The organism is Herbiconiux sp. (assembly GCF_023264855.1).
Taxonomy (GTDB): Bacteria; Actinomycetota; Actinomycetes; order Actinomycetales; family Microbacteriaceae; genus Herbiconiux.
In genome coordinates this window covers 1-18,131 of sequence record NZ_JAHFUW010000003.1, presented here as the reverse complement: position 1 = coordinate 18,131, position 18,131 = coordinate 1, and the positions used below count along the sequence as shown (strand labels likewise).

The following is an 18,131-nucleotide window of genomic DNA, read 5'->3' as shown; positions in this document are numbered from 1 at the left end:
GGGCGTAGCGTTTCCGTATGGACAACCGCGACGACATCAAGGCGTTCCCGACGGCGTCGGCACACACCGTTTCGTGAGCCGCGCATCCCGACCCGGGGCGCGCGACGGCGCGACACCGGGACGCATCCCCCTGCCCCTCTTCCTGGCGATCGCGTTCCTCTCCACCGTCGCCCCCGTCACCACCGACCTCTACCTGCCGTCGTTCCCCCAGCTCGCCGCCGACTTCGGGGTGGATGAGACGGGTGCGCAACTCACCCTCACCGCCTCTCTGCTCGGGATCGGCGTCGGCCAGCTGATCCTCGGCCCCGCTTCGGACCGATTCGGCCGCCGCCGCCCCCTCATCGTCGGTGCCGCCATCTGCTGCGTCGCCGGCGCCGTCGCCGTCTTCTCCCCCACCCTCCCCGTGCTGATCGCCGCCCGCTTCGTGCAAGGTGCGACCGGCGCGGCCGGCATGGTCATCGGCCGAGCGGTCATCGCCGACATCGCCACCGGAGCCACCGCCGCCCGCGCGTTCAGCCTGGTCATGACGATCGGCGGGATCGCCCCGATCGTCGGCCCCGTGGTCGGCGGCTTCATCGCCGGCCCGCTCGGCTGGCGCGGTGCTCTCGTGATCGTCTTCGCCCTGACCGTCGGGATGCTCGTCATAGCAGTGGTCGCCATCCCGGAGACCCACCCCGCGGAGCGCCGCGAGCACTTCCGCCGGCGCGCCGCCGAAGACGGGTCGGCGCTCCGCGATCTCCGCTCGCGCCTGTTCGTGGGCAACGCCCTTATCTGCGCCTTCGCGTTCGCGGGCCTGATGGCCTACGTGTCCACCGCCCCCTTCCTTTACCAAGACGTCATCGGTCTCGACCCGGCCCAGTTCGGGCTCGCCTTCGGCGCGAACTCCCTCGCACTGGTCGCCGCCACCTTCCTCTCGTCCCGTCTAGCCCTGAGCTGGGCACCGCGTCGCATCCTCACCCTCGGACTCATCGTCATGGCGGCGGCCGTGGCATCCTTCGCCCTCGTGGTTCTTACAGGGATGCCCCCAGGGCTGATGGCGCTGTGCCTGCCGGTCTTCCTCGGCGGGTTCGGGCTCGCCCAGGGCAACGCCGTGGCTGCGGCGATCACGGCCGTGCCTCGCGCGGCGGGAACCGCGTCGGCGGTCATCGGCTTCAGCCAGTTCGCCCTCGCCGGCATCAGCACCGCCACCGTCGGAGCCGGAAGCGTCAGCCTGCCGATGTCGCTCACGATCGCCTTCGGCCTCTGCCTCACCATGCTGTTCGCCGGGTTCGCCGTCTCCCATCGGCCCGAGCGCGGATCGAGCTAGGCGGGAACGATGCTGAGGTCGGCCTGGACCGGAATCGCGGCCCCGACACTCAGGATCACGCCCGGTGAGACGGCGGTGGTGCCGGGCCCGAGCGTGTATTCGAAGTCATAGACACCCTCCGCGACCGAGTCGATCTCGAAGCCCGTCATGCCGCTCTGCGGATCGGTGACGTCGGACCAGCCCGCCGCCTTCACGACCGTCGTGCCCGCCGGGAACGGCGGGGTCTGGAACGGCGGCGGGAACTGGCTGAGGTCGGCGATGATCCCTCGCCGGCCGATGGCGTAGGAGTTCTGCGGCACCGTGAGCCGGAGGGTCGTCGTGGTGCCGAACTCGGCGGGGTCGGGGATCCACTCGAGCGTCGGCTCAGGGCCGAAGCCGACTCTGATGGTCGCCGTGAGCGATCCGGGCTCCGTGTCGTTCGAGTACGTCGCCACGGCCGTGTAGGGGCCTGACCGCTCACCCCACTGATCGACGGTGAAGTAGGTGCTGCCGCCGTTCACTCCCCCGGCCGGCGAGGTGAGCACGCCGGTGGCCGCGCCGAAGTCGGGGATGTAGGTCCATCGCCCGGCACCGATCGTCTCCGGGATCGGCCCGTCGTTCAGCATCGTCACGACGATGGTCGCCGTGCTGCCGATGCCCGGTGACCCGACCGGGAGCATGAGGGTGAGCAGCGACGACTGGCCTTGAACCCCGTCCGCCTCCGACCAGAAGAACGACGCGTCGGGCTGCCCGCCGCCGCTGGCCGCCGCGAGCGGAGCAGCCACGGCGGCCACGATCACCGGCGCCGCCCAGGCAGCCCCGATCACGGTGCGTCGCGAGATGCCGCTGGGGCGTGCATCCGTCGCCGTGGGCGTGGACGTGAACTTCGAGAACAGAGCAGCGAGCGACGCCATCGGCTCGCGAGATTCTTCGGGCATCCCTCTACTCTCTGGCACGCCGCTCCGCGCGAACAGACCCTCTTCCGGCCATGTCCGCAAGAGGGCATCATCCTTTCCCAGCGCACTCCACGAGACTCCTTCGCTCTCCGCTCGCCGATGGAGCAGACTGACTTCGATTCGCGGAGCGCGCACCCCAGGGCCGAGGATGGAGCCATGACTGCTCTTCAGGGAATCGACGTCGCCGCTGAACTCCGACAGGTTCAGGACCACTGGACCCCGCGGGTCGTCGGACGCGTGAACGACCAGTACGTGAAGGTGGCGAAGCTGCTCGGTGAGCTGGTGTGGCACGCCCACGACGCCGAAGACGAGATGTTCCTCGTGGTCTCCGGCCGCCTCCGTATCCAGTTCCGCGACGCCGAGGAGGTCGTGCTCACGCCGGGGCAGTTCTACGTCGTACCCCGTGGCGTGCAGCACAACCCGGTCGCCGATGAGGAGGTCGAGATCGTGCTCATCGAAACCGTCACTACCGCGCACACGGGCGATGTCGTGGTCGAGGCCACCGTCCCGCTCGAGAGGCAGCTCGGCGACTTCCGCTGAGCGGCTGCCATCGGCTTGTGCGGGAGGCTGCACGGGCGCGTAGGCGGGAAAGATGGACTCCATGGACTTACACGTTTCGGATGCCGATCTGGCCGACCTCCTCACCCGTATCCGCTCGACCCGGTGGGCACCCACCTGGCCCGTCGATGCATGGGAGGCGGGCACCGACCAGGCGGAACTCCGGCGGCTCGCCGACCACTGGGCCACCGGCTTCGACTGGCGCGCCCAGGAGCGTCGCATCAACTCATTGCCGTGGGCATCCGTCGACCTGGATGGCACCGAGCTGTCGTTCCTGCGGTTCGACGCCGAGCGCGATGGGCGGATGCCCCTGGTGCTGACCAACGGATGGCCCAGCTCAGCCCTCGAGCTGGTGGACCTGGCCCGCAGGTTGTCACGCCCCTCCGAGTACGGGGGCGATCCCGACGACGCGGCGACCGTGATCGTGCCCGCGCTCCCCGGGTTCCCCTTCTCTCCGCAACGACCGACCATCGGCGATCAGACGCACGAGCTGTGGCACCGGTTGATGACAGAAGAGCTGGGCTTCACGCGCTACATCGCTCACGGCGGCGACCTGGGAGCGGGCATCACCTCGCGGCTCGCCCAGAGCCACCCTGAGGCCGTGGCCGGCATCCACCTGCTCGCCGTCGCGTCTCCCCCGCACTACGACCCGGCAAGCCTCACCGCAGAGGAGCAGGCGTATCTCGACGAGGTCGCCACCTGGTTCGCGTTCGAGGGCGCCTACGAACACCAGCAGCAGACCCGACCGCTCACCCTCGCGCCGGCGCTGTCGGACTCACCGGTCGGCTTGCTCTCCTGGATCCTCGAGAAGCACCGAGCCTGGAGCGACTGCCACGGGGACGTCTCGACACGGTTCAGCGACGACTACCTCGTCGAGCTCGCGTCCCTGTATTGGGTCTCGGGATCAGCGTCCACGGCGCTCCGACCGTACTGGGAATACGCCGCCGGACACACCACCCCGGTGACCCAGGTCACCGTGCCGACTGCACTCGCCGTTTTCCCCCACGACCTGACGCACCCACCGCGACGCTGGGCCGAGCGAACCTACAACGTCGTCCGCTACACGACCATGCCCCGCGGCGGCCACTTCGCACCCCACGAGGAGCCCGACCTCCTCGCAGCCGACATCACAGCTTTCAGCCGCGACCTCCACTAGGTGTTGCAGAGGAGGCCCGGCAGGTCAGATCACGCACCGCAAAATCTTTCGAGACATCGTGCCGAGCCGATGCCATAGTTCACCTATGACCGATTCCTTCGCGAACGAAGACAGCACGAGCGAGATGACCCCCGAGGTGCTGGCGGCGTTCAGCGACGCCTGGGCCCGCCACGACCTCGAGGCGCTGATGAGTCACGTCACCGACGACTGCGTGTACAGCGCATCCGTCGGTCCCGAGCCCGGCCGCACCTGGTCGGGCAAGGAGCAGGTGCGGGAGGGCTTCGCGATCATGCTCGCCCACGACGTCGGGCAGGAGCGGCACGAGGACGAGGGGCCCATCATCGCGGGGACCCGCGGTGCCGGCACCTGGTCGTTCACCGGACCCGGCCCGGATGGCAAGGTCCTCGAGACGCGGGGCTGCGACATCTACGAGTTCCGCGGCGGCAAGATCGCCCGCAAGGACGCGTTCCGGAAGGTCTACCAACCCGAATCGACTGAGTGAACGGGGTCGCCCGCACCCGATCCTGGCTGTTCGTCGCCCCCTCACTCATCGTCTTGGGCTGGGGTGGCAACCAGTTCCTGCCGCTGATGCAGTACTACCGGCTGGTGGAGGGCTTCTCGCAGGTGCAGGTCAACATCCTGCTCGGCGCCTACGTGTTCGGGATCGTTCCCGGATTCGCGCTGTCGGGCGGATGGTCGGACCGGTACGGGCGACGACCGGTGCTGATCGCAGGCCTCGTGCTGGGCATCCTCGGCAGCATCGTTCTGGCGACCTCCAGCTCGAGTTTCACCGGGCTCTGCGTCGGACGGTTCGTCTGCGGTCTCAGCGTGGCGGCCGGAATGGTGGTGGGCACATCCTGGATCAAGGAGCTCTCGATCGCGGAGGGGCGGTCTGCGGCCGGGGCCCGGCGCGCGGCGGGCATGCTCACGATCGGCTTCGGGGGCGGTGCCGGGATCGGCGGGGCTCTTGCTCAGTGGGCTCCGTGGCCGGCTGTGCTGCCCTACCTCGTGCAGATCGGCGCGTGCGTGGTCGCCCTGATCGTGCTGCTGTGGGCATCCGAGACCCGACGATTCGACCCCAGCGCGAAGAGGTTGCTCGGCAATCTCCGGGTGCCGCGATCGGCCCGATCGACGTTCTTCCGGGTCATCGTCCCGCTCGCACCCTGGGTGTTCGCCGCACCGGCTCTGTCGTTCACCGTCGGTCCGAGCCTGGTGAGTGACCGCCTTCCCGGTTTCACCGTCGGCTTCGCCACCGTGGTGACGGTGATCACTCTCGGCACGGGCTGGGTGACGCAGTTCTTCTCGGGCCACCTCGCGAAGTACCTGCGCGGGCGCATGGGGCTGGTGGGGGGATCCCTCATTGCCGTCGGCGCCCTTCTACTGATCCCCGCCGCCCTCTCGCAGCAGGTGTGGATCGTGCTCGTCGCCGCGCCCGTCTTCGGTGCCGGTTACGGGCTCGCGATGGTCTCCGGTCTCGCCACCGCCCAATCCCTGGCGACGCCCGACGATCTCGCGGGCATCACGGCGGCGTATTACTCGCTGACGTATCTGGGATTCCTCCTCCCGGCGACCCTCGCGGCCCTGACCGCGTTCGCGCCGATGTGGATCCTCCTGGGGGCCACCGCCGCCGCGTGTGCCCTCTGCACGGCACTGGCCGCGCGCGCCATGCGGCGAAGCAGCGCCGGCACCGGCACCGCTTCGGCCGACGGCTCCGTCCCCCCGCGCGCCGCAGGGGCACGGCTTCCACGTCGGGCGTGAGGTGCGACCCCGCCCGCTTACGGTCATGTCCTGAAGAGGGTGCCCGCGCACGGCGGTTGTCGCGCTGTCCTGCCCTACCGTGAACACGTGACCCGGAACGCCGTCGACCCGTCCGGCTCGCTGTCGCCATCCGGGCCCGGGAAACCGACGCACAGCCGATGCTCGAACGAGAACGTGAGGACCTGCCCGTGACCGACGCAGACCAGCCGCGGGAGATCTCCCGCCGCACCATAACGATGGTGGGCGCGTGGTCCGTACCGACGATCGCCCTCGCGGCAATGGCCCCTTCCGCCGCTGCGTCCGGCTCGAATTTGCCCACGTTCACCATCGAGGCGGTGGGTCCGACACCTGGAGATGCTGTCACCTTCTGGGTGGTCACTATCCAGAACACCAGCCGAATCGACATCCCCGCCGAAGATCTGCGGCTGGTCGTTCCGAAAGGCACGGAGTACCGCATCGCGAACAACTCGACGGATGCCTGGATAAAGGTCGACTCCGGTACATCGTTCGTCTACACCCACCGGGCAGGTGTCTACAGCGGAGCTTCTGCGACCAGCTTGACGTTCGAGTTCAAGAGGTTTCCCCCCGATTCGACGGGATCGCCGACCGTGACCATCACCGCCATCGCCTCGGGGTTCCAGTCGGCCTCCAGCGCCCTCGTCGTCCCGTACTGATCAGACCTCCCTCGAACGAAACTGTCTCTGCATCGACGGTCGTCGATTCGATTCACCGACTCCGCCGCCGCGAGCGGGACGAAAGCTCGTCAGCGCTCTTGGCGATCCCCGACGCCATCGCCTGGACCTGGGTATGCGGAGGCGATTGGCAGCGCGGATGCTGCGAGATCGGTGCCCGCGTGGGGGACGTGTGACGGGCGCTCAAACGCAAAACTCGAGCGCCACGACCATTCCGGACGGGTCTCGAGTTCACTTTCCACCGCTCAGCGCGACGAACACCACAATGATACGGCCGACCTAAGGTCGCTGAGTTACTGCGCCTGAGATGCAGCTAAGCAGCTCCGGCACCGGGTCGGTCGGCGGCTCCGTCACCCCGAGCGCCGCGGTGGCGCATCCGTCGACATGAACAGTCGGAGAATGTGGCGCTGAACCGATGTCCCTGTGGACGAAGGCGCTCATACTCGAGCTGTGAGCCCAGACGAGATCACCGCATCGTGCGCAAACAGTTCCCTCATCCTGCCGGCCGTGCGGGGCACCGGGTTCGCGAGGCGCCACCGATGACTCCGTCTGCGCGAGTACCGCGCCCGCAGCGACGCGCCTATCCCGGTGTGGCCGCCCTCCGTGTTGCAGGCATCACCTGCATCTCGCTAGCAATCACGACGTTCGCGCTGGGTCTGCTGATCTATCTCAGCGGCTACGAGGTCGCGTTCCTCCTGCTGATCGTCGCGCTCGGCGCCTTCGTTCTGAGCATCGGGCTCCTCGCAGCAGCCCGCCGCCTGACCTAGATCCTCGTGAGAGCGACCGCGGCCGCAGAGATCTTGACTCGCCCACGCTCGCCCCGCGTCGATGCACGAGCGAGCGCTCCCCAAGCGGATTCCGAAGTGACACAGCTCGATCCTTCGACCTGCAAGCGAGTGGCCGGTCCTTGTCCCGATCAGTCGCAGATATCGACGACGACGTCCCACGGCGAGGTCTGCAGAAGGCGCACCGCGCGGGAGCCATCAGGCGACTGCGCCACCTGGAACACGAGGTACCGGTCACCGACCGGCCCGGAGACATAGGTGGTGTACCCCATCGTGTCGTCGTACCGGGAGGTCGTCTGCCGAAGGTCGGGGTAGGCGGCGATCAGCTCATCCTCCGACGATCCGAGACGGATGCCCGCCGAGGTCGACGGCGAGCCAGGGAGCGGCGCGCTGGCGACTCCCCGCGTGCTGAACTCCGCGTAGGTCAGCACCGGGTCGTCGACCGGGATGGCGCGCGCGTCCGCTTGAACGAGCGCGCCACTGACGTCCGTCGAATTCTCGTCGGAGCTCTTCAGCAGGTAGAAGCCGGAGGGGCAGTCGGTCGGCGACGGATTCGGTTGCAGCGCTGCAGCCTCGGCGAACGGCGCGATGGGGTCGCCCACCAGGAGGCTGCCGGCCTGACCGTAGTCCAGGATCCAGGTCCCGAGATCGAGCGGGTCGACCACGGGCTCCGGTGGCGTGACGGGCGCAGGAGGCTCCGGAGAAGCCGTGGCAGTCGGCGTTGCAGAAGCCGTGGGAGTGGGCGGCACGCTGGTGGCGGGAGGCGCGGGTGGCGCCTCGAAGGGATTCGGGATGAGGCCGGTCGCCAGGGCAGCTCCACCTCCTCCTATCACGAGAAGGCCCACCAGAGCGATGCCGACACCCAGCACACGACGCCGTACGGTCACCGATCGCGGCCGGGCTGCAGCCGCCTCGGGCGCGTCCTGCATCGCGGCGCTCATCACAGTTGCACGCATCGTCGCAAGCAGGCGGGCCAGCTCGTCGCCGGCCGGAGGATCAGTTCTCATCGTCGGTCACCACCTTCCTGAGTCGGTTCCTGGATCTGAGCACTCGTTGCTTCACCGCGCCGACCGTCAGACCCAGCTGTTCGGCAGCCTCGGCGTAGGAGCGACCTTCGATCAGGCACAGCTCGCACACCCGACGATCCACGGCAGGGAGCTTCTCGATTTCGGCCATCACCCACCGCAGCTGCTCGCGAGCGCCCATGCCACCCTCGCCTCCGGTGTCGATCACGGATGACGCGAGAACGTCGTCCCGTAGTTCGTCTGCCCGGTGCTTGGCCCGAAGCCGCTGCAGATTCAGAGCGTGATTGCGGCAGGTTACCAGCAGCCACGGCAGGAGCGACTCCTGTGGAATGGAGGCGCCGCGCCGCCAGGCGGTGAGGAACGTGTCCTGCACGAGCTCCTCCACATCCCGGCGATCGGATGCCAGCGCCCAGGCGTAGCGGGTCACAGCCGACGCGTGCCGGTCGAAGACCACCCCCAGCGCTTCGGGCTCGCCGCGAGCCAGCCGCTCGAGCAGCACGGCGTCGTTCATTCCGCTGTCATCCACAGGCACCCCCATACCCTAGAGATGTCATAGAACGCGAAAAGGTCACAACAACCTTGGACCGCGAATTCTTGATCGCTGCCTCGATGGACTATTCCGCCGAGTCACCGTGCACGAGCGTGCGCTCCCCCAGCGGATTGTGAAGCGACACAGCTCGATCCTCGGTCGTCACAGAATCCGCGCACGCCTCAGCGAGGCCGGTCAGAAGGATCGGAGTGATGGTGACGCTCGACTCCGATTCGGCGACGTCCACCCGATCAAGCCGCTCGCAGCCGCCACCCACCGCCACGCCGATCGTGAGCGTCATCGCATCAGGACTCGAGGTCGACAGCTGCCAGCTCGCCACCCGAGTGGAATCGTCCGCGTTCAGGGAGGGCGCTGGGGCGGCAGCAGTAACTTCGGAGGTAGACGAACCGATGGTTCCACCAGACGAATCGGCCTGCGAAGCGCAACCTGACATGAGGCCGACCACCGCTAGCGCAATGACCGCCGCGCTTCGTCTCATCAACACGGTTCCTCCGCTTCACAACCCTTAACGGCCGAACCTAGCAGTAAACTGATGATTATTCAGATTGAATCAGCCTGCGCCCTCGCGGCGATGAGGTCGCCGCCTGATTCGGCCCCGAGGGCCGCTACGGACAGACGACTCAGTGATGACTACATGGTCGAGCTGGCAGCCGACTACCGGTGACGGACTTTCCGCGACGCGGGTCGAACGAACCAACAACGTCGTCCGCTACACGACGATGCCCCACAGCGAACCGACCTCAGCCCTTCGCAGAGCCGCCTCGCGCGTCGAGCGCGCTGGCTACCCCTCCCCGCATCGCGAGGGCGGCGCCCAGCGTCACCCCGAGCAGCACGGTCAGATACGCGATGAACCCCACGCCACCCCCACCAGCCGTGGCGTGATAGATCAGCGGAGCCGTGCCCCCGAACAGCGAGTTCGCGACGGCGTAGCCGAAGCCCACGCCGAGCGCCCGGATGTGGGCGGGGAACACCTCCGCCTTGGCGATGCCGTTCACCGACAGGTAGCACGTCAGAACCGCGAACGCGAGGACGAGGATGCCCAGCACCGCCGGGGGCGACGTCACCTGAGCGGCCACAGTCACCAGCACACCGGCGCCCACGAAGCCCAGCGCCCCGAAGGTGATGAGCAGAGGCTTCCGGCCGATCCGGTCGCTCAGTGCTCCGCCGAGCGGCTGCATCAGCATCAGCGCGACGAGTGCGGCGAGCACGAGTGCGGTCGCGGTGAGCTCGCCCGACGTGCCGTCTGCTGTGAAGAACGTCTCGCGAATGAGGAAGGGAACGGTCACCGTCGCGGTGTAGAACGCGGCACTTCCGCCGGCGGTCAGCAGGATCACCCACACGAGCGGTCGCCAATGGTCGCGAAACAACGCCTTCATCGTCGAAGCCTGGTCTAAGTTCGCCGGCTTCGGCGAGGAGGAGACGGCGACGGATGACGCGGCGGCAGATGAGGCGGTGCCGGCCCCGGATGCGCCGCGCTTGAATCCACGCGCCCACAACAGCGACACAAGCCCGGCCACCCCACCGACCACGAACGCAACCCGCCACCCCCACTCCGAAATGCCCGCACGATCGCTGACCAACAGCAGCACCAAGAGGCAGGCCTGAGCGAGCACGAGACCCCCGACGATCGTGGTGGCCTGGAACGAGGCGAAGAATCCGCGGTGTCCCCGCGTGCCCGACTCCGACAACAACACCGTGGCGGCCGCGTACTCACCCCCGGTGGCGATGCCCTGGAGCAGGCTCACGACTACGAGGATCACGGCCGCCCACGCCCCGACCGCGCGCTCGGTCGGGGCAAGCGCGAGAGCGACGGATCCGGCCGACATCATCGCGACCGCCGCAACGAGTGCCCGTTGCCTGCCTCGCGTGTCGGCGAGTCGCCCGAAGAGCCAGGAGCCGAGCGGGCGAACCACGAACGTCAGAGCGAAGAGCCCGTAGACGTAGATCAGGGAATCAGGCGAGTCGGGATCGAAGAACTCGGTACGGAAGTACGGAGCGAAGGTGGCGTAGAGGTAAAGGTTGAACCACTGCACGAGATTGGGCACCGACCCCGCCAAGATGACCCCCACCTGAGCGCGACGATCCGGATGCGACCCGGCTGCGGCCGACTGGATAGGGATCACTCGACGACCCTACCGAATGTGTTCCCCGGGCTGCCCTTCTCCGCTCGACGACCGACCGTAGGCGATCGGTCGCACGGAGAGTTAGCCACCACGATCGATGCGACCGCGAAGTCGCTCTTGGCCTCCTCCGCACTAACCGGCGGCCTCACTGAGCGAATCGTCTCGGATGAGCTCGCGCAGCGAGCGTGGTCATGCGAAGGCGGCCCGATTGCTCCACGACAGCGACGCTGACGGTCCAAGGGCGACATCACTCTCGAAGACCACCGCCGCGACATCGGCGGCATCGAGATCAAGGCCGCATCGAGTCCACTCGCGACGGACTTCGCGGCATTGCGATACCGGCGAGAGCGCGGCGGAGGTCGCTTCGCCGTGGGAATTGCGCCTTACGTCGGAGAACGTCCAGTTCCGTCTTCCTGAACACCGAGGTCGAGCGCTCTGTCGATCGCTATCTATGAAGATCGAGCATAAAAAAGGCCTGCCCTCAGTTAGCAGTTAGCAGCAGGCCTTTGGTGGCGAGCGTTAGCGCAGCAGGCCCTGCGCGCGCTCGATGCGCTCCTTCAGCCCCGCTTGAAACTTCTCATCTTTGCTAACGGCGTCGATATGGCTCGCGATGGCCGCTCGGATCACATCTGAGACTGGCTGGTTCTCGACACTGGCAACAGTCTCGAGCTGATCGGCTTGCTCGGCCGATAGGCGAATTGTCATAGCTTTCTGTCCCGTCATAGATCAAGTATGCCACCATTTGTCACTGATTGCTAGGCATCTTGGTGGTGTGGTATCATGGTATCAATACACCATCCGCCGACCGTCCGAGGAGGACACGATGAACAACCCCGAAGAGCGAGGCCATAAGGTCTCGATTTATATCGATGCCCAGCCCTACAAGACCGCCTCAGGGCCCACGCCCGTTGCGAAACTGAAGGCGCTGCGCAATCCGCCTGTGCCCGAGGGAGAACACCTCTGGCTCGACATCGATGACGCACAGGACGAGAAGCTGGATGACACCGCAACCGTCGACATCGTCGACGGACTCCGATTCTTCAGCGAGATCGAGGCCGTCACGATCCGAATCGATCGCGTTGACTACGAGGTCTACGAGCGAAAGATGACCGGCGCCGAACTCCGGAGTGTGCCCAGTCCCGACGTCCCAGCAGATCGCGACCTCTGGCTCGACGTGCCCGACAAGCGCGACGTCAAGGTGCAGGACGAGGACGTGATTCGCCTGAAGAACGGCACTCGCTTCTTCACCGCTCCCGGCCGGATCAACCCCGGGAGCCACGAGTGATACTCGCCACCCCGGACCGCCTCTTCCTCGAACACGCGGGCATCAACTACCGCGTGTTCGAGGAAGGCGGGATGCTGAACGTCGAGCTACTCAACTTTCCCATCCCCCATGGGCTCAACGCTCGCACGGCGAGCATTCTGTTCCGCCTCTCGCCCAGCTACCCCGACACCCCGCCGGACATGTGGTGGATCATTCCGCATCTCACACCGGTCAACGGCGGTGCGATCCCAGCAACCGAAGTCGTCGAGACGATCGACGGCCGCAGCTGGCAGCGGTGGTCCCGCCACCTCGACCCCGCAGCATGGCGTTCCGGGGTCGATGGACTCGAGAGCTACGTGCGCCTCCTCCGAAATGAACTGGACACCGCAGCAGCATGAACATCACACTCCGCCTGACCCCGGAACTCCACGACGGGCTGCTCGCCATGGCGAGCAGCCCGGTCGAGACCGGGGCCGTCCTTCTCGCCCACCTGGTTCCTGTCGATGAGAACAACTCTCTGCTCATCGGTACGTCAGTCGTCGACGTTCCCGACGAAGCCTACGAGGTGCGCACAGATCGTTCCCTCCAGATCACATCCGACGGCTACGTCCATGCACTCAAGCAGGCCCGCACCCTTGGGCTTGTCGCGATCTGGGTCCACAGCCACCCAGGGAACCATGCTGTCCCCCGCCCGAGCCGTCACGACGAACACGTCAATAAACAGCTCGAGCCGCTCTTCGCAGAACGGACAGAGACAGACGTGTATGGCTACCTCGTTATCAGCCACGCGGATGGAACGCTGGCCTTCACAGGAGCAATTAGCGGCGCCTGCGAAGGCCCGATCATCAGAGTTTCCACGGCCGGCGACAGGTGGAGCTTCCTCAACAGCTACAACACCCCGGGAGCTACTAGCAACGCTCTGTTCGATCGCAATATCCGCGCATTCGGTGATGGCATTCAGACGACGATCAGCGACCTTACTATTGCGATCGTCGGCACTGGTGGCACCGGTTCGGCCGTGGCCGAGCAATTGGCCAGGCTCGGAGTTAGATCATTCATTCTAATCGATCCCGATGAACTGTCTGATTCCAACACCACACGCGTGTATGGGTCCACCCCGGTCGACGTCGGGCACCCCAAAGTCGACGTGGTAGGTGATCACCTCAAGCGCATCGCCCAGGGGGTCTCAACCCGCCGCATCCGGGGGGCTATCACGTCAGAGAATGTCGCCCGCGAACTCTTGCGTGCCGATGTCGTCTTTGGATGTACTGATGACAATGCCGGACGGCTCCGCCTCTCTCGACTCCCTTACTTCTACCTCACACCGGTCATCGACTGCGGAATCCAAATCCACTCCGACAATTACGACATCATCTCGGGCATCTACGGACGGGTCACCACGATCTACCCCAGTGCCGCATGTCTCATGTGCAGGGACCGCATCGACGTCGCTCTCGCTGAAGCCGAGGTGCGCTCCACCGAACAGCAAGAAAAGCTCGAGAAAGAAGGTTATGCCCCTGCTCTGCCAGGCGTAGAGCCAGCTGTCGTGGCCTTCACTACCCTCGTCGCGGCGTCCGCCGTTGGCGAGTTCCTCGAGCGCCTCGTTGGCTACGGCGAGAGCCCTCCTCCCTCTGAAGTGCTGCTGTTCATTCACGATCGCGCAATTCGCGCCAATATCGAGAACCCTCGGCCAGGCCACTACTGCAACCCCGCAGATCGCCAGCCCGGGCCCGACCGCGATACCTTCCTGGGGCTGAATTGGGCCTCCTGAATCGACTCCGACACTGGCGATGCTGGAAAGCAGACCGACACGCCACCTCGGTCAGTGACGTCGCCGAAGCCCTTCCCCAGCGGCACGCGACAATCGTGAGCACCTCGGAGCGGGAGAAGTGGCTGATGTTCAGCTGCCCGTGCCGGCAAGGTCATCTCGTCATGCTGAACCTCGACGTCGACCACTCACCGAGGTGGCGAATCACGACGCGCATGCCATTAACTCTGTTTCCCAGCGTGGACGAACGCAGTCGCGCTGGACGTTGCCACTACATAATCAAAGACGGACACATCCAGTGGGTCGAACGAAGGGGACCGCAAGACTAATGACCACAACAGAACCCGAGCCGACGTCACCCACCTTCGGCGTTTCCACACCTGGAAATTACGTACCTACTCCGGTCCCCAACCCGGATCCGACCCCCGCACCCCGCATCCCTTCAAGAACACCCCTCTACACGGCAGTCAACGCCTCCCGCTACGCACGGCAGAGCCTGATTAGGGAGATTGAGGACATAACTAACACCAGCCTTATCTGCTATGTCTCGCCCCGCCGCCAGATTGTCCGGGAAGATGTCATCGCAATGGTGGACCTGCTCCATAACATCACCCCCGGGTCACCTATCGACCTGTTGCTCCATTCACCTGGTGGAGACATCGACGCAGCCGAAAAACTCATCACCCTTATTCGTAAGCGCGCGGGCGACGCCCCAGTCCGGGTGATCGTGCCGGACTTCGCCAAGAGCGCCGCAACGCTGATCGCTCTCGGAGCCAATGTCATCGTTATGTCTGACTCCTCCGAGCTAGGTGTCATCGACCCCCAGGTGGAGCTACCCGACTCCAACGGCCACCCGCAGTCTTTGTCTGCTCAGAGCTACCTCGACGCGTTCCACCTTCACTCCGAGTTGTTGAAGAAAGACCCCAGCGACCCCGTCTCCCAGCTCATGCTCTCGAAGATGGAACCCGCTGTCGTGCGAAAACTGGAGCGCATGACGACGCGTTCGCGTTCTATCGCCATCGCGCTCCTGCAGACCGCAATGGTCAAAGAGTCCCGTAAAGCAACGGCCATCGCCAGAGACCTGAGCAACACAAAGAAGTGGCATTCCCATGGGCAGATGATTTCTCACGAAGCTTCACACAAGGTCGGTCTCAACGTGACCTACATCGCCCCTAACGACGAGCTTTGGCTCCGATACTGGCGTCTCTATTGCCTTCAGATCACCTCCTCGAATAGCGACGATGTCAAGCTATTCGAGGGTAGCTACGCCTCGCTGCTGACATAGGAGTCAGCGTTCTAGCACCGTGCGAGTAGCCCGACCTCCTCGCAGCCGACATCATTGGGTTCGCCCGCGATCTCTGCGACGTGTCGCAGGTGGCCGCGTCTCGGATCGAGAGAACACGGAGGCACCCGATCCTCGACGAGGCGGCCACCCCACTGCGACTAGTCATGATCGAGTTGCTGCGCTTCACGGCGATTCGATCGCCTATCGCGTTGAATGGACGGTCAGCCGGTGACCAACCAACCACGCATAGTTCGCTGGGTGAGTCCACCCAAAGCTCACTCGATTGGCGCTAGGAAAGCGCTCGCATCGGGCAGCTGCTGACGATGCGCACACGCGCCGTCTTTCCGGCATACCCGCCCGCCAGTCGACAGACTCGCTTGTGCTATAGATATCCGTAGGGGGCAGGATACGGAGGCGGAGTAGCCGGCACCTCAGCCAAAGGAGGCGTCGTTGTTACTTGAGCTGTCAGAAAAGCCAACTCGCACTCAACTGACCCGGTTTCATAAGTCCATTGAGGCGCTGGCGCCGGACGAGATAGCTATTCTGCGGATGCCGAAGGTCGTCACAGAATTGCACCCATTGATATTTGGCTCGGTTCTTCAAGCAATTATGACGTGGGGCCAGATGACCTCCCACACCGTGCTGGAGATTCCATGGTCGCACGCCGAATTAGGCGGGTTACTCGATGCCATTCAAGATTCGGAGTATTTCGTAACTGCGGTGATTTTGGCTGAAGCGGTTAGGACATCAGATGGAATCGACGTCAGCGAGAACGCACAAGAGTGTGCAACGAGCGCATTGGCACAGCGAAATTCGTTCAGCGACCTAGCCCCTGGGTCGCACGGAGCAGTGATACTGCCGACACACCTTCCACGATTGGCATCTAGCCCAGATCTCCACGCGATGACGGCTGGCCGACAAGCAATAGAAGAGGAAGCTCGCACCCTTTATCACGACATATGGCCCGACGGTGAGCAGCCAGACGGATTGCGGAAACCGTGGCGGGCACAGGGCGAGGTAGGCGTTCCGCCCGAAGATCCTACGCATATCACGCGGATCGCGTGGCCCTCCAGCCACCCCCTATCACCCAGCGATAAAGCGTTCCAACCGGTGATTCGACGCAGGTTGTCACCGAATCCAGACTCGATGCTCCACGCTCACGACAGCTCCGTGTCTGGTCGAGACGTTTCCGATCAGCTCGGTGAAGTGCTGTTCGAACTCGTACAGAACACCGAGTGGCACACCCTCACCCAACGCGGCGGGCTAAGTGGTCGCGGGTGTCGCATCGTACGCGTTGACGCCGTTAACTTCTCGACGCTCAAACTACCCGACCTCGAACAGGACGAGAGACACCTGTCTGGCTACCTGGGCAACCTCCTGCACGATGCGAGCTCTGACTCGGTGCGTCTAGGAGTTGTATCTGTCATAGATAGCGGGATAGGACTAGCGCGCTCCGCCGCGCGAGCACTCGGGAACGACGCGGTCGATGACAAGAACGAGGTTCAGTTTTTGATGAAGGCACTTGAGAAGAGCATCAGAGTGAGCCACAGAAGCCTTGGAAAACATCGGACTGCCTCGCGTCCAACAGATCTTGACGAACGTACGCGGATACATGGTGATTCGCACCGGAAATCTAGAGATCCGACGCGACTTCGTCGAGAACCCATTCGCGCCTCTTGATGAACGTGGGCAAGTGCGACAAAGTCAATTCTTCGATTGGTTGCCCAGCAGCGAAGAGGAATTCGTAGTCGGTCCACGTGTCGGGACTGACGTCACTTTCCTTGTCCCACTGGGGTACCGGCAAGTCGGTGACGCCCTTTGAACACGAGGACTTACGTCGATTCAGACAGCTTTCTTTACACGACAGACATCCATCGTGAAGACGGCTATAGGTCGACTGTAGCTATTAGATGGGCCGGCGTACGTTTCGAACCCGCGCGGCATCATGTCAGCAAGCTGGCCGAGTTCACTGCCCCTAGACCAGAAGTCGCCGAGATCTGGCTCGTATACCCCGCCGATCTTCATGATCTGAACATGGCCCTCTGGGCACTTGACGATATGAGACTTCGCAGCTTCGAATCTGAGACGCTTTTTCGTGCGTTCTCAGTAGACATAAATGGCAAATGGAATGAAGAGTCACTCGTGCCGCCTCACGTCGGCGTGGATGAGCCATTGCAGGTGGACGACGCAGTAATCAGAAGGGTAGCTTCTGATGGCCTGCGTCAAATATTCCGAGACACCGACTCCCTCGCAAGCGCCGGTGCGGGATTTCATTATGTAAAGCCTGGGCGAAGCCACGCGGCCCAGTTCATTAGAGCTTCCCAAGCGGTGGCGCGGACGCAGCACGCTTATTTTGTTGGTGCTGCACTTCTGAGGATTCTCGCTCTTGAGGATGGGACGCGACTATTTGCGGACACCAGCGGTATCCTCCCCGGGCTCGCGGCTACAAAGGACCTTGCCTCACGTTTGTCGCCCACTCCCCTTTGTCTAGATATCGATTCGTTTGGTGGCTACGAACAGTATGAAATTGGGCTGGCGCGCATCACCGCTGCTGATCGAATTGTGATCTCAAGTTCGACTTCCAGTTCCTTGGCACAGCTGCTTATAGACCAACAGATTGCATCATCGAATGAGCTCACGACAATCTTCTATTTGTCGGAGGCAATGCCTGACGACCAGTGCGGCAAGATTCTCTGCGATCTGACAAACCGAGATCCAGTGGTCGTCGAGTCCGTGCGAGATGCGCGAATCAAGCCAATCCAGTCTCACGGGGCAGACGATTGCGACATGTGTCGGTCAGGTAGCGGAACCATCGAACTTGCTGGTGATGCCTTCTTCCCTGTCGCAGCCAATCTTCGTTTACGCATGTTGCGGCTCAACGACCGGCCCCTTGACGGCCGCAACGAGCGCAACGGCAGACCGGCCA

General features: G+C 64.5%; 19 protein-coding genes. 13 read left to right on the top strand and 6 right to left on the bottom strand.

Annotated features, from left to right (window positions below; translation table 11 throughout):
• Positions 1–73 precede the first annotated feature (73 nt).
• Positions 74–1,306: a multidrug effflux MFS transporter gene (locus Q0D75_RS01855; RefSeq protein ID WP_291048711.1), complete on the top strand. Its 1,233-nt coding sequence runs from the start codon at positions 74–76 to the stop codon at positions 1,304–1,306.
• Here Q0D75_RS01855 and Q0D75_RS01850 read toward each other — a convergent pair.
• On the bottom strand, positions 1,303–2,223 hold the full coding sequence (locus Q0D75_RS01850) for a hypothetical protein (protein WP_291048709.1): 921 nt from the start codon (positions 2,221–2,223) through the stop codon (positions 1,303–1,305). The genes Q0D75_RS01855 and Q0D75_RS01850 overlap by 4 nt on opposite strands.
• A gap of 174 nt (positions 2,224–2,397) precedes the next feature.
• Between Q0D75_RS01850 and Q0D75_RS01845 the strand changes: the two genes are divergently transcribed.
• The 6 genes from Q0D75_RS01845 (at position 2,398) to Q0D75_RS01820 (ending at position 7,172) form a co-directional block, all read left to right on the top strand.
• Positions 2,398–2,781: a cupin domain-containing protein gene (locus Q0D75_RS01845; RefSeq protein WP_291048707.1), complete on the top strand. Its 384-nt coding sequence runs from the start codon at positions 2,398–2,400 to the stop codon at positions 2,779–2,781.
• Between the two features lie 61 nt (positions 2,782–2,842).
• On the top strand, positions 2,843–3,955 hold the full coding sequence (locus Q0D75_RS01840; protein WP_291048705.1) for an epoxide hydrolase family protein: 1,113 nt from the start codon (positions 2,843–2,845) through the stop codon (positions 3,953–3,955).
• Between the two features lie 85 nt (positions 3,956–4,040).
• Positions 4,041–4,457 (top strand): nuclear transport factor 2 family protein, encoded by a 417-nt coding sequence (locus Q0D75_RS01835; protein ID WP_291048703.1) that lies wholly within the window; start codon positions 4,041–4,043, stop codon positions 4,455–4,457.
• The gene (locus tag Q0D75_RS01830) at positions 4,454–5,713 is read left to right on the top strand and encodes an MFS transporter (protein ID WP_291048701.1); all 1,260 of its coding nucleotides are present in this window, start codon (positions 4,454–4,456) and stop codon (positions 5,711–5,713) included. The genes Q0D75_RS01835 and Q0D75_RS01830 overlap by 4 nt, the downstream gene beginning before the upstream one ends.
• A 188-nt stretch (positions 5,714–5,901) precedes the next feature.
• Entirely contained in the window at positions 5,902–6,387 is a 486-nt protein-coding gene (locus tag Q0D75_RS01825) for a hypothetical protein (RefSeq protein WP_291048699.1), read from the top strand.
• A 557-nt stretch (positions 6,388–6,944) separates the two neighbouring features.
• Positions 6,945–7,172, top strand: coding sequence for a hypothetical protein (locus Q0D75_RS01820; protein ID WP_291048697.1), 228 nt, complete (start codon positions 6,945–6,947; stop codon positions 7,170–7,172).
• Between the two features lie 149 nt (positions 7,173–7,321).
• Here Q0D75_RS01820 and Q0D75_RS01815 read toward each other — a convergent pair whose 3' ends face one another.
• From Q0D75_RS01815 to Q0D75_RS01795, 5 genes are all read right to left on the bottom strand, one after another.
• On the bottom strand, positions 7,322–8,197 hold the full coding sequence (locus Q0D75_RS01815) for a hypothetical protein (protein ID WP_291048695.1): 876 nt from the start codon (positions 8,195–8,197) through the stop codon (positions 7,322–7,324).
• Positions 8,187–8,726, bottom strand: coding sequence for a sigma-70 family RNA polymerase sigma factor (locus Q0D75_RS01810; protein ID WP_291048693.1), 540 nt, complete (start codon positions 8,724–8,726; stop codon positions 8,187–8,189). The genes Q0D75_RS01815 and Q0D75_RS01810 overlap by 11 nt, the downstream gene beginning before the upstream one ends.
• Positions 8,727–8,829: 103 nt before the next feature.
• Positions 8,830–9,045: a hypothetical protein gene (locus tag Q0D75_RS01805; RefSeq protein WP_291048691.1), complete on the bottom strand. Its 216-nt coding sequence runs from the start codon at positions 9,043–9,045 to the stop codon at positions 8,830–8,832.
• A gap of 460 nt (positions 9,046–9,505) precedes the next feature.
• Complete coding sequence (locus Q0D75_RS01800) at positions 9,506–10,888, bottom strand: MFS transporter (protein WP_291048689.1); 1,383 nt, start codon at positions 10,886–10,888, stop codon at positions 9,506–9,508.
• 519 nt (positions 10,889–11,407) lie between these two features.
• Positions 11,408–11,611, bottom strand: a complete 204-nt coding sequence (locus Q0D75_RS01795; RefSeq protein ID WP_291048686.1) for a ribbon-helix-helix protein, CopG family — start codon at positions 11,609–11,611, stop codon at positions 11,408–11,410.
• 100 nt (positions 11,612–11,711) lie between these two features.
• Between Q0D75_RS01795 and Q0D75_RS01790 the strand changes: the two genes are divergently transcribed.
• The 6 genes from Q0D75_RS01790 to Q0D75_RS01770 all read left to right on the top strand — a co-directional run.
• A complete protein-coding gene (locus Q0D75_RS01790; protein ID WP_291048684.1) occupies positions 11,712–12,173 on the top strand; it encodes a multiubiquitin domain-containing protein in 462 nt (153 codons plus the stop codon).
• Positions 12,170–12,550 carry an E2/UBC family protein gene (locus tag Q0D75_RS01785; RefSeq protein WP_291048681.1) on the top strand — a complete coding sequence of 127 codons (381 nt, stop codon included), beginning with the start codon at positions 12,170–12,172 and terminating at the stop codon, positions 12,548–12,550. Before Q0D75_RS01790 ends, Q0D75_RS01785 begins: the two co-directional genes overlap by 4 nt.
• The gene (locus Q0D75_RS01780; protein ID WP_291048678.1) at positions 12,547–13,923 is read left to right on the top strand and encodes a ThiF family adenylyltransferase; all 1,377 of its coding nucleotides are present in this window, start codon (positions 12,547–12,549) and stop codon (positions 13,921–13,923) included. Before Q0D75_RS01785 ends, Q0D75_RS01780 begins: the two co-directional genes overlap by 4 nt.
• A 125-nt stretch (positions 13,924–14,048) precedes the next feature.
• Positions 14,049–14,249, top strand: coding sequence for a DUF6527 family protein (locus Q0D75_RS20985; protein WP_366513399.1), 201 nt, complete (start codon positions 14,049–14,051; stop codon positions 14,247–14,249).
• On the top strand, positions 14,249–15,205 hold the full coding sequence (locus tag Q0D75_RS01775; protein WP_291048676.1) for an ATP-dependent Clp protease proteolytic subunit: 957 nt from the start codon (positions 14,249–14,251) through the stop codon (positions 15,203–15,205). Before Q0D75_RS20985 ends, Q0D75_RS01775 begins: the two co-directional genes overlap by 1 nt.
• Before the next feature lie 2,034 nt (positions 15,206–17,239).
• Positions 17,240–18,131 (top strand): hypothetical protein (locus tag Q0D75_RS01770; protein ID WP_291048674.1); only part of this gene is annotated, 892 nt, incomplete at its 3' end.